This window comes from Flavobacterium sp. GW821-FHT11G01 (genome assembly GCF_058808175.1).
The window spans coordinates 108,485-121,203 of record NZ_JBXARK010000007.1 but is presented as its reverse complement, the minus strand read 5'-3'; the positions used below and the strand labels follow the sequence as shown (position 1 = coordinate 121,203).

Sequence of the window (12,719 nt, the reverse complement as noted above, 5' to 3'; positions counted from 1 at the left end):
CAACATGAGAAAATTATTATATATATCACTAGCGACAGCAGCAATTTTTCTAGGCTCATGTTCGCAAGCTGATTTTGAAGACGCGTACAGAGATCCGTCTACAGTAACATCGACAAATGTGCCTAAACAATTTGCCGGTTTCATGAAAATTAACTTTGAAGACGTAATTCCATCTTATTGGAACTACTTTACTGTTATAAGAACTACTTCTTTAAGTTATACTCAGGCTCATGGTTTTACAAACATGACAGGTCGTTATGTTCCGGGAGCAGCTGTAACGAACAGATGGGAGAGATATTATAAGTTTATTGCTCAATATAGAGAACTGGAAAAAGTAATGGCTTCTTTACCTGCTGCTGAGCAAGCGGGAAATAGAATCTATGCAATTACTTCAACGATTTATTTGTATGACCATACTTCAAAAATGATTGATAATTTTGGAGATATTCCTTTCTCTGAAGCGGGTAAAATTAGTATGACAGGTGGTAATTATGACGCCGCAGCTGCTAAATACGATAATCAAACGGAGCTTTATGTGAAGATGTTAGATGAATTGAAAGCATTTTCTACGGAATTGAATACCATTACTTTACCTGCTAAGGTAGAAGTAGAGTTCAAAAATCAGGATCTGATCAATAAAGGAGACCTGGTAATGTGGAGAAACTATTGCAATTCTTTGCGTTTGAAATTGTTAAACAGAGTTTCTGCAGTTCCTGCTATGTCAGCAAGAGCAAATACAGAAATGGCTCAAATCATTGCTGAAGCAAAAATTGTTGACGAAAATGCAGAGAATATTGCATTCAAAGTGTATACTCAAGATACTGATTTAGATACTTCAGGTTTCTTTGATGCTTTAGAAACAGGAAACAACAACATTGCCCCAAAACCTATGATTGACCACATGAATGCAAACAGTGATCCTCGTCAGCCTTGGTTGTTTGAAAAAGGAGCAAGTGCAACTGCATATGTAGGACTTGATCCATTATTAACATCAGGAGTTCAGGATCAATTAATAGCTAATACTCAAATAGCAATTTACAATAGATCTGTAATTAGTAAAAATGACTGGTTACCGGGAACATTAATAAATGCTGCCGAAGTAAACTTAATTCTTGCTGAGTATTATTCAAGAAATGGAAATGCTACTACAGCAAAAACACATTTTGAAAAAGCGATCAGACAATCTGTTGAATATTATGTACGATTAGGCGATAAAGCTGATGTTTTAACTTGGAAACCAACTACTGAACCAACAGCTGCTGAAATTGATGCTTACATTGCTAAAATTAACTTTGCAGGTGCTACAACAGCTGCCGATCAATTAAAACTAATTGCTTTTCAAAAATACATTCATTATAATGTAATGCAGGCTGATGAGTCTTGGGCTGAACAAAGAAGATTGAAACTTCCGGCATTAACTTTTATGGAAGATGAAACAAGCAGTATCAGAAAAACGCCTCCAACACGTTGGACGTATCCAAATTCTGAAAGAGTTTATAATACAACAAACTACAACACAGTTAAGGATAAAGATAACTTAAGTACTAAAATTTTCTGGGATGTAAAGTAAGCTCCTTTTAAATTAATATTTTGTTTTTTAGTAAGAAACCCCAGAGTCCGGATCATCCCGAACGATGGGGTTTCTTTGTAAATAGCAATGAAAATAACAAATGACAATAGCTATAGGACGCAAAGTTGATACTGATTTGTTACTGGATTGCATAAAAAAATCGGAGAAGTTGCAGTTTATTTTACTGTAACTTTTCCGATTTTTATTTTTAGAAGATATATTTTGATCTAATTAAATCTTCGAGAAAGGTGATATTTAATTTTGCTTAATAAAAGTTAACGGTTGATCATAATTAGCAATTGCAGTCAACGCATTGTAAATGTATCGACAAACTAAAACAGCTCCTTCGCTATTAATCAAAGCAGTATCGTCTTCTGGTGTATGGTATTGCGGATGTCCGCCTGTATGTAATCCAACTGCTGAGATGTCATTTTTATAAAAAGTAACGTGATCAGAACCGCCAACATCTCCTGCAAAAACAATCGGATTTAGTCCGCTGCCTTCACCTAATTTTTTCATCAATTCAACTCCATCCGGAAAAGTACCGGCACCTCCCATATATAATTCCTTTTTATCATTAAGGCGACCAACCATATCCATGTTGATCATCACCTTTACAGCATTTTTATCTACCGGAAGATGATTAACAAAATACTTCGAACCTAATAAACCTTCTTCTTCAGCACTGAAAGAAATGAAAATAATACTTCTTTTGGTAGCAATTTTATTATGATGTAATTCTTCTAAAATAGATAAAAGAGCCGAAACACCTGAAGCATTATCATCGGCTCCGTTATGAATTGCAATCGTATCTTTTTTCTTGCTGCCTGAACCTTTTCCGCCCCAACCCCAATGGTCATAATGCGCTCCAATTACGATGAATTCCTTTTTTAGATTTTCATCAGAACCTTCTATGTATCCGACAACATTTTGAGTCGATACACTATCCGATTTCATTTTATTAATATCGGGTTTTATGAATATTTTGAACGGTTGATAATAATCGTTATTGAACTTTTTCAGTCCAAATTTTTTAAAATATTTTTTGATGTAAGCTGCAGCCTCATTGTTGCCTTTGGTTCCGGCAAGGCGCCCTTCTAATTTATCAGAAGCCAAATAAGTGTCGTGTTTCAGGAATTTTTCAGCTGAAAATGTAGATTGGGCACTTCCTTTTTCGGTGGCAATAAAAGCAACAACAGAAAGAAAAAGAATTTTTTTAAACATGTTTAGGGCATTAATTTATAAGATTTACTAATTACGTTTTCTTAGAAACTTAAAAATAAAAAGACTTACGTTTACTTAGTAAGTCGATATTATCTAAATTTAATTATCAATTACCTTTCTCCAATCAAAAACCCGGAAACATTCCATGCACTGCTGCTGGTTCCTTCCGGTTTTCCAAGCGGAATAGAAACACAAATCGTATGTTTTCCTGCCGAAAGATTTCCTAAATCAATCAAATTTGGATTTGTAGTTGTTCCCGGGCACCAGTTAGAACGACTTTCGTCAGATGATGATAATCCATTGCCAAAATTTCCGGATGCCGGATTGCTCAAGCGGTACGAGCCACAATCAGTGCGCCAGGGTGTGAATCCAAACACTTCTTTTCCGTCGATAAGAATAGTATTCTTTTTCTGTAAAAATTCATCGCCATTTTCCCAACCTCCGTGACCTGTTGTGGTGTAACTCAATTTGAAATTTTTATAACCTTCCGGTACTTCAAAAGTCATTTCCAGTCCTTTTTTATTATCAAACATAGTTGCGTATTCCTGCCCTGCCATTTCCATTACATTGACTGTATTGAAGAGAGGTAAAATAAAATCGCCTTTAGGATTATTATCTTCACCTTGGTGAATCGTAATGTTTAAACTTGCTTTGTGTCCGCCCGCATCGTAATTCCCAATAAACATTCCGATATACACTTCCTGATTGCTCAATTTAGGTTGTAAAAGTGAAATGTCCTGGCGATAAAAAACACTATCCTGCCAAACCTTATTTTTTAATTGCAAATAGTTAAAATGCTTCACCCCAAAAGGAGTAAAGAAACGCATCATTTCCAGTAAAGGTGTATATTCGTTAGTTGCCACAACGCCTTGATACTTTTTACCATTTCCGTTTTCATAAATTGGTAATGTATTTACTCCATTTTTTAATCCGTCCAGAAAAGAACTTTTTTTATCCATTGGAATCATAAAAACCGAACCGGTTCTGTCGTATGCATCGCCATTAGATTGCTGTGTTACATCAACATAAACAGAACTTCCTTTTTTAATTTCAGGAAATTTTACTTTTCTCACAATTACTGTTCCGCTAGCGTATCTAAAAATGCTGTCATTCGATTTTGCATCGCCTGTAAAATGAATTTGTTCTTTGTTAAAAACAGGAATATTCACAAAACGACTTTTCCATAACAAATCTTTGTAAGTCAATTGGTCTGCTTCCTGAACTTTTGGTATGGAAAGAATGGCCGGAACTGCTTTTAAATTCTCAATTTTGGTAGCTGTAACAATACTATTGCCATTTCTGTTCGTTTCCAAAACCAAACCCAAATCCTGTCCCAGTACACTTGGTCCGCCTTTTATTCCCAAGTCATTGGTGTACCAAATTTCAATTTTATTCGAGTTTACTATCGTTATCGCTTTTTTGCAGTTGAAATTTAGAATCTTTTTGGTTTCAGTTGTGAATTCAATTTTTTGTTTTCCCAAAGCCTCATTGTCATGCGTAAGAATCAATTTATTGGTTTTGAGTTGTGCTAATTGCGAAATGGTCCTAGTATTAAAATCAACGAAAGTTTGCTCAAACGGAAAATCTGCTTTTTGCTGTAAGATTTTATCTGTTGTGATCAAACTCAAGTCTTTTGAAGCATAGAGAAACAAGGCATCCTGATTAGGAATTACTTTTCCGTTATAACTTCTTTGATAGGTAACTTTAATTGCTTTAGGCGTTTTTTGGGCAAAAGATAAAGTGATTAGGCAAAAGGTAAAAAATGTAAATAAAATTTTCTTCATGTTATGGTTTTGTTTCTCAGTTTTTTGAATAAAAACAGAAGGTTATTTTGGTAAATTAAAAGAGGTTTCGTTATTTTACTAAATCGATTTAATAAAATGATATTAAAATTCTGATTCCATTGTGTTATAATGATATAGGATTAGAAAATAGAGATTATGGTCTGGGTTGATTTTTATAAAAAGCTAAGATAAAAATTTTTGAATTGTAATAAGAAATAACGCTGTTTTGTTTTATCGAAAGGTAAATCCTGATTAAACAAAGATAATATTGAATTAATATATAATCAGAAGCCATTATATCTTTCAATTTCTAAAAGAATATAAATTTAGTAGAAAATATATTAGAGTACTTTTTTGATGTATTGTATAAAGTGTTTATTTTTAAAATGTTACCGCCCTTTTAGTATTAATATAATAAAATACAATAATGAATTGTTTAAAAAACTACAGGTTAATAATGATTTTTTGTTTTGGTGTGAGTATACTACAAGGCCAGCAAAAAGCATTTCCTTATAAAAATCAGAATCTGTCAATTGATAAAAGAGTCGAAGATTTACTGAAACAATTGACAACCGAAGAGAAAATTTCTTTATTAGGATTTGAAAGCAAAGCAGTGAAAAGATTGGATATTCCGCAATACAATTGGTGGAATGAATCTTTGCATGGAGTAGCGAGAGCGGGTAAGGCAACGGTTTTTCCGCAAGCAATCGGTATGGCGGCTTCTTTTAATGATGAATTATTAAATGAAGTAGCAAATTCAATTTCGACTGAGGCCAGAGCCAAGAATAATATGGCTGTAGCCAAAGACCGTCGTTTACAATATATGGGACTGAATTTTTGGTCGCCAAATATCAATATTTTCAGGGATCCACGCTGGGGAAGAGGACAGGAAACCTATGGTGAAGATCCTTTTCTGACAGGAAAAATGGGAACCGCGTACATTAAAGGATTGCAGGGAACAGATCCTAAATATATGAAAACAGCGGCTTGTGCCAAACATTTCGCCGTGCATAGTGGACCCGAAAAAACACGACATTCAATAAATGTAATTGTAGACGAAAAAGATTTGAGAGAAACGTATTTGTACGCTTTCAAAAAACTGGTTGACGCAAAAGTCGAAACAGTAATGTGTGCTTATAACCGAGTAAATTCTGAACCTTGTTGTACCGGTAAAACATTATTGCAGGATATTTTAAGAAAAGAATGGAAATTCGGCGGACATGTAGTAACCGATTGTTGGGCATTACAAGATATTTATGAAGGGCATAAAACGTTACCAAACAGTGTGACTGTTGCAGCCGAAGCAATTAAACGCGGTGTAAATATGGATTGCAGCGGCTTGTTGCAAAAAGATGCCATTAACGCGTTGAATCAAAAATTGATTACTACAAAAGACATTGATAATGCGTTGGCACCAACCTTGAGGACGCAATTCAAATTAGGATTTTACGACAAACCGGAAGATAATCCGTACCGAAAATATGGTATCGACAGTATAGCAAATACGTATCATCGAAATCTTAGCAGAAAAATGGCAGAGCAAAGTATGGTTTTGCTAAAAAATGCTGAAGTGGGAGAAAACAAAACAAAGTTATTGCCATTAAAAAAAGACGATTATAAATCGATTATGGTTGTTGGTCCAAATGCAGCTTCATTAGATGCTTTATTGGGGAATTATCACGGAATCACAGATAAAGCTGTAAATTTTGTAGAAGGAATCGCGGGTGCTGTTGATCCTGATACCCGGGTAGAATATGATATGGGCTGCGACTTTACGGATACAACCAATTTTGGTGGTGTTTGGGCGGCTTCGATGGCCGATTTAACGATTGCAGTAATTGGTTTTACACCTGTTTATGAAGGCGAAGAAGGCGACGCTTTCCTTGCTGATGGTAAAGGCGACAGAAAAAACATGGATTTACCAGCTTCGCATATTGCCTATATCAAAGCGATTCGAAAAGGAACTAAATCACCTCTTGTAGCAGTTATAACTGGCGGTAGTGCCGTTGACATTTCGGCAATTGAACCTTATGTAGATGCGATTGTTTTTGCCTGGTATCCTGGAGAACAAGGCGGAACGGCTTTGGCGAATCTTCTTTTTGGAAAAGTAACACCATCGGGACATTTACCTATTAGTTTTTACAAATCTTTTAGCGATTTGCCAGATTACAGCAGTTATGCGATGAAAGACAGAACTTACCGTTATTTTAGTAAAGAAGTGCAATATCCTTTCGGTTTCGGATTAAGCTACACGACTTTTGGATATAATTGGGTTCAAAAACCGGAGAATATTAAATCGGCTTCAGATAAAATTTCAATGCAAATTAAAATTGAAAATACAGGACAATACGATGCAGATGAAGTGGCTCAGGTTTATATTGAATATCCAAATGTCGAGAGAATGCCGTTAAAAGAATTGAAGGCTTTTAAACGTATTTCAATTTCAAAAGGAAATTCCCAGATCTTAACTTTAGAAATTCCATTAGAAGAACTTCAAAAATGGGACGATACAAAAAAGCAGTTCAAAATTTACGAAGGAGAGTACAAAGTGAAAATAGGTTCGAATTCGAGAGATGCTGCATTGGAAACAAGTTTTCAGATTGCGAAGTAGGGAATTAGAATATAGAAAATAGAATAAAGAAGCAAGAAACAAGATTTTATGCTTGTTGTTGTATAAAATAATAGACGAAAATGAATAGAAAATTTAAAGCAGCATTTTTTGCAATTTTAGGGATTTGTACGATGCAATTGCATAGTCAGACTTCGAAACAGAATTTAACGCAATATGTAGATCCTTATATTGGGACAGGATTTCACGGACACGTTTTTATGGGGGCAAATGTTCCTTTCGGAGCTGTTCAATTAGGACCTGTAAATATCTCAGAAGGTTGGGATTGGTGCTCGGGTTATCATTATTCTGATCCCACAATTATCGGATTTTCGCACACGCATTTAAGCGGAACCGGAATTGGTGATCTCGGTGATTTTCTTTTTATGCCCGCAGTTGGTAAAATCAACCTGAAAAAAGGAACTGCCAAAGACATGGAAAACGGATATATTTCAGGTTTTGATCATAAAGATGAAATAGCAAAACCAGGCTATTATTCGGTTATTTTGAAGAAAAATGGAATCAAGGCTGAAATGACGGCTTCTGAAAGAGTTGGTTTTCAAAAATATACTTTCCCAGCTTCAGATAAATCCCATATCATTTTAGATTTGGTAGAAGGAATTGGTTGGGACAAAGCTGTCGACACTTACATCCGTGTAAAAAATGATACTTTAATTGAAGGCTATCGTTTTTCTAAAGGTTGGGCAAATGATCAACGAATTTATTTCGCAGCAATTTTATCAAAACCAGCCAAAAAAATCCAATTGTACAACAGTACAAAAGAGATGATCAATAAAGTCGTTTTAGGCGATAGTGCAAAAGCGGTACTTCAATTTTCGACTTCAAAAGATGAAGTAATAAAAATTAAAGTGGGAATCTCGGCAGTGAGTACTGAGAACGCTTTAATGAACATTAAAAAAGAAATCGCAGACTGGAATTTTGAAAAAGTAGTAACTCAGGCAGATGAAAAATGGAATAAAGAGTTAGGTAAAATTACAGTAAAATCAAATGATGCTGCTAAAATGAAAATCTTCTACACGGCTTTGTATCACACCATGATTGCGCCTTCAACTTATAATGATAGCAATGGCGATTATTATGGTTCAGACAAACAAGTTCATAAAGCAGCAGGATTTACAAATTTGACTACTTTTTCATTGTGGGATACTTATAGAGGAGCAAATCCTTTGCTTACCTTAACACAACCAGAAAAAGTTTCAGATATAATTAATTCGATGTTGGCGATTTATCAGGAAACAGGCCATCTTCCGGTTTGGCATTTAATGGGAAATGAAACCTATTGTATGCCTGGAAACAGCGCTATTCAAATTGTCGCTGATGCCTATTTAAAAGGCATAAAAGGAATCGATGGCGAATTGGCTTTTGAAGCAGTAAAAGCTACCGCCATGCAGGATGATCGCGGGGTTAATTTCGTAAAAAAGTTAGGATATATTCCCGGCGATAGCTTGAGAGAATCAGTATCTTATGGATTAGAATATGCAATCTCCGATGGCGCTATTGCGATGATGGCAAAAAAAATGGGAAAGACAGAAGATTATAATTACTTCGATAACCGTTCGAAAGCATATAAAAAATATTATGATCCTTCAGTAACTTTTGTACGCGCAAAGTTAAGCGATACAGAATGGAGAACACCTTTTGATCCTTTTAAATCGATACATGAAAAAGGTGATTTTTCTGAAGGAAATGCATGGCAATATACCTGGTTAGTACCTCAGGATGTTGAAGGACTTATTGCAATGCTGGGCGGTGAAAAACCATTTACAAAAAAGCTGGATACTTTGTTTACAATTTCCGGTGATATGGGTAAAGAAGCTTCAAATGATATTACGGGTTTGATTGGACAATACGCACACGGAAACGAGCCAAGTCACCATATTACTTATTTATACAATTTCGTAGGGCAACCTTGGAAAACAGCTGAGAAAGTACGTTACATCGTTGACAATTTATATAGTGACAAACCAGATGGATTGTGTGGAAATGAAGATGTTGGACAAATGTCGGCATGGTATATTTGGAGTTCTTTGGGTATGTATTCTGTAAATCCATTCAATGGAGTTTATGTTATTGGCAGCCCAAGTATGGATGAATCAGTGTTGAAGTTGGCTGATGGAAAAAGCTTTACGGTTAAAGCGGTAAACAACAATCCAAAAAATATCTACATTCAAAAAGCAACTTTGAACGGAAAACCATATACAAAGAGTTATCTGCTTCATGCTGACATAATGAAGGGAGGAGAATTGATTTTTACAATGGGAGAAAAACCTTCTAAAACCTGGGGAGTTTCGGCTAAAGACAGACCTTATTCTGCAAAATAAATATTTTGAATGAGTTAGAGTCCGGAAAGATGTTTTTATTAAATATAAAATAAAAATGTTTTTCCGGACTTTTTTATAAACACATTTTTCATTTGTTCTAATTTTCAGGAGAAAAGATAATTACTAATTAAACAAGGGTAATATTGAATTAATTATTATCCTTCGGGTATTATATTTTTATATTCCTAAAAATGTATGAATTTAATAAAAAACATATGGCATTAATAACTCCGTTAGATGTTGAAAAGAATGTTGAATCAAAAGAAAATAAAAAATGGCTGTTTCCTTTTATATTGGTAACCAGTTTGTTTTTTTTCTGGGGATTTGTACACAATTTAGATCCGATACTTATTCCGCATCTGAGAAAGGCATTTAATCTAACAGATTTAGAATCTTCCTTAATTGATTCTTCTGTTTTCATTGCTTATTTCGTTATGGCTTTGCCTGCAGGTTATATCATGAGGAAATACGGTTATAAATCGGGTATTATGATAGGATTGGTTCTCTTTGGTATTGGTTCCATTTTATTTGTTCCTGCCGCCAATTCATTACAATACATCTATTTTTTAGGTGCTTTGTTTGTTATAGCTTGTGGACTTACATTTTTAGAAACAGCAGCGAATCCTTACGTAACAATCTTAGGCCCATCTGAAACGGCAACTAAAAGATTGAATTTTTCTCAATCGTTTAACGGATTGGCGGCCTTTATTGCTCCGGCTTATATTGGACCAATGATCCTATCCGGAAAAAATGTAAGTCAGGCTGAATTAGATGCCATGACACCCACAGCATTACAAGCTCATATTTTAGAAGAAGCGGCAAGTGTAAAAATGCCTTATTTAATATTAGGATTGATTATTTTATCAGTAGCTGTAGTTTTTTATTTTACAAATATGCCCGATGTAAAAGACGAAGATAAAGAAGGAGCAGAAGGAGCTAGTTTTGCCGGAGCCTTGAAATCCATGCGTTTGCGATGGGGAATTTTAGCGCAATTCTTTTATGTTGGAGCACAGGTTTGTGTTGGAAGTTTTTTTATCAAAATGGCCACCACTTCGGCTGGTTTAAATGAAGATATCGCGGCCAAATATTTAGGTTTTTATGGTCTGGCATTTATGTTGGGTCGTTTTGCAGGAACCTTCTTCATGCAATATATTCAGCCAAGAAAATTATTGATTATTTATTCGATCATTACGATACTATTATCTGTAGTTGCTATAACGGGAAGCGGAATGTTAGTGATTTATACTTTAATAGCAATTGCATTTTTTATGAGTATCATGTTTCCCACTATTTTTTCAATGGGAATTGACGGACTCGGGCATAATACTAAAATTGGATCTTCATTGATTGTAATGTCAATAGTTGGTGGCGCATTACTTCCTCCAGTTTTAGGATTTATTTCAGATGTTACAGGAAGTATTCAGAACGGTTATATCGTTCCGTTGATCTGTTTTTCAGTAATACTATTGTTTGCATTTAACGGACATAAAACAAATAAAGCATAAATTCTATTTATATAATATGTTAGAAAACGGAGTTAAAAAACTGGTGATAAAAATGCATCCGGAAGACAATGTTCTGGTAGCTTTAACGGATTTACCAAAAGGAGAAAGTATCACTTTTGAAAATGAAAATTATATTCTTCAGGACACAATTAAGGCAAAACATAAATTTTATATTACTGATTTAAAAGCGGGAGCCGAGATAATCATGTATGGCGTTTTGGTTGGAAAGGTGCAAAGTGATGTTGCGAAAGGCAGTTTAATGACTACTGATAATCTTAAACATGCAGCAGAACCGTATCAATATCGCGATGTAGATTTTGTGTGGCAAGCGCCAGATGTTTCAAAATATAAAGACAGGACTTTTAAAGGATATAAAAGAAATGATGGCCGTTTTGGAACAGCTAATTATTGGCTATTTGTACCAACTGTATTTTGTGAAAACCGAAACCTGGATGTAATACGCGAAGCTTTGCATAATGAGTTAGGATATTCAGTAAGTGATAAATACACTCAATATACGCATCACTTACTTGAGGCTTATAAAAATGGAGAAAGCCTCGATGCAATTGATGTACAGCTAACTCCAGATCATAATGAGAATAAGGTTTTTAAAAATGTTGATGGAATAAAATTCTTAAATCATCAGGGAGGTTGCGGAGGTACGCGTCAGGATGCTTCGACATTGAGTGCCTTATTGGCTTCATATGCAAACCATCCAAACGTGGCAGGAATTACAGTACTGAGTTTGGGATGCCAGCATTTGCAGGTACAGGATTTTACTAATGATGTAAAAAAGCAAAATCCTTCTTTTGATAAACCGATCTTTATTTTTGAACAGCAACAGTCAAAAAGTGAAGAACAATTGATTGCCGATGCTATTAAAAGGACATTTGAAGGATTAATTGAAATAAACAAACAAGAAAGAGTTCCTGCACCTTTAAGCGAATTATGTTTAGGAGTTAAATGCGGAGGAAGTGATGGTTTTAGTGGCGTTTCTGCTAATCCTGCTGTGGGTTATACATCAGATTTACTGGTGGCTTTGGGTGGTAAAGTCTTATTGGCTGAATTTCCTGAATTATGTGGAGTAGAACAGAATTTAATTGATCGTTGTATATCAGAACCAGTCGCTAAAAAATTCATTGATTTAATGCAGTCTTACGATGCTTTGGCGCATAAAGTTGGTTCAGGATTTCATATGAATCCGTCCCCGGGAAATATTAAAGACGGATTAATAACAGATGCGATAAAAAGTGCGGGAGCAGCTAAAAAAGGAGGAACAGCACCAGTAGTTGATGTTTTAGATTATACAGAACCGGCCACAAAAGCAGGTTTAAGTTTAGTTTGTACACCAGGAAATGACGTGGAGGCAACAACCGGTAAAGCGGCATCCGGAGCAACCTTAATATTGTTTACCACAGGATTAGGAACTCCTACTGGGAATCCGGTTTGTCCGGTTATTAAGGTGGCTACGAATTCTATTCTGGCCAAAAAAATGAGCGATATTATTGATATCGATTGTGGTCCTATTATTAGCGGAGAAAAGTCTATTGAAGAAATGGGTGAAGATATTTTGGAATATTGTATTAAAGCAGCAAGTGGTGAAATTATCCCAAAAGCAGTTTTATTAAACCAGGATGATTTTATTCCGTGGAAACGAGGAGTTTCTCTATAATTTTAAAATTTAAA

7 protein-coding genes are annotated in these 12,719 nt (G+C 35.1%); 5 read left to right on the top strand and 2 right to left on the bottom strand.

Going from position 1 to position 12,719, the window contains the following annotated elements:
- Positions 1 to 4 precede the first annotated feature (4 nt).
- Positions 5 to 1,570 (top strand): SusD/RagB family nutrient-binding outer membrane lipoprotein, encoded by a 1,566-nt coding sequence (locus tag AC1RRN_RS14005; RefSeq protein ID WP_492967881.1) that lies wholly within the window; start codon positions 5 to 7, stop codon positions 1,568 to 1,570.
- 255 nt (positions 1,571 to 1,825) lie between these two features.
- Here AC1RRN_RS14005 and AC1RRN_RS14000 read toward each other — a convergent pair whose 3' ends face one another.
- Positions 1,826 to 2,794: a M20/M25/M40 family metallo-hydrolase gene (locus tag AC1RRN_RS14000; RefSeq protein ID WP_492967880.1), complete on the bottom strand. Its 969-nt coding sequence runs from the start codon at positions 2,792 to 2,794 to the stop codon at positions 1,826 to 1,828.
- A 110-nt stretch (positions 2,795 to 2,904) separates the two neighbouring features.
- Positions 2,905 to 4,578, bottom strand: coding sequence for a GLPGLI family protein (locus AC1RRN_RS13995; protein WP_492967879.1), 1,674 nt, complete (start codon positions 4,576 to 4,578; stop codon positions 2,905 to 2,907).
- A gap of 457 nt (positions 4,579 to 5,035) precedes the next feature.
- Here AC1RRN_RS13995 and AC1RRN_RS13990 point away from each other — a divergent pair, with 457 nt between their 5' ends.
- The 4 genes from AC1RRN_RS13990 to AC1RRN_RS13975 all read left to right on the top strand — a co-directional run bounded on the left by AC1RRN_RS13990 (position 5,036) and on the right by AC1RRN_RS13975 (position 12,705).
- Complete coding sequence (locus AC1RRN_RS13990; RefSeq protein ID WP_492967878.1) at positions 5,036 to 7,189, top strand: glycoside hydrolase family 3 protein; 2,154 nt, start codon at positions 5,036 to 5,038, stop codon at positions 7,187 to 7,189.
- Between the two features lie 80 nt (positions 7,190 to 7,269).
- Entirely contained in the window at positions 7,270 to 9,528 is a 2,259-nt protein-coding gene (locus tag AC1RRN_RS13985; protein ID WP_492967877.1) for a GH92 family glycosyl hydrolase, read from the top strand.
- 215 nt (positions 9,529 to 9,743) lie between these two features.
- Entirely contained in the window at positions 9,744 to 11,033 is a 1,290-nt protein-coding gene (fucP, locus tag AC1RRN_RS13980; protein WP_492967876.1) for an L-fucose:H+ symporter permease, read from the top strand.
- A gap of 16 nt (positions 11,034 to 11,049) precedes the next feature.
- Positions 11,050 to 12,705 carry a UxaA family hydrolase gene (locus AC1RRN_RS13975; RefSeq protein WP_492967875.1) on the top strand — a complete coding sequence of 552 codons (1,656 nt, stop codon included), beginning with the start codon at positions 11,050 to 11,052 and terminating at the stop codon, positions 12,703 to 12,705.
- Positions 12,706 to 12,719: the final 14 nt, after the last annotated feature.

Excerpts from the sequence above, each read along its gene's own strand:
- AC1RRN_RS13995 (WP_492967879.1), bottom strand. The coding sequence starts at position 4,578 with ATGAAGAAAATTTTATTTACATTTTTTACCTTTTGCCTAATCACTTTA.
- fucP (WP_492967876.1), top strand. The coding sequence starts at position 9,744 with ATGGCATTAATAACTCCGTTAGATGTTGAAAAGAATGTTGAATCAAAA.
- AC1RRN_RS13985 (WP_492967877.1), top strand. The coding sequence starts at position 7,270 with ATGAATAGAAAATTTAAAGCAGCATTTTTTGCAATTTTAGGGATTTGT.
- AC1RRN_RS14000 (WP_492967880.1), bottom strand. The coding sequence starts at position 2,794 with ATGTTTAAAAAAATTCTTTTTCTTTCTGTTGTTGCTTTTATTGCCACC.
- AC1RRN_RS13975 (WP_492967875.1), top strand. The coding sequence starts at position 11,050 with ATGTTAGAAAACGGAGTTAAAAAACTGGTGATAAAAATGCATCCGGAA.
- AC1RRN_RS13990 (WP_492967878.1), top strand. The coding sequence starts at position 5,036 with ATGATTTTTTGTTTTGGTGTGAGTATACTACAAGGCCAGCAAAAAGCA.
- AC1RRN_RS14005 (WP_492967881.1), top strand. The coding sequence starts at position 5 with ATGAGAAAATTATTATATATATCACTAGCGACAGCAGCAATTTTTCTA.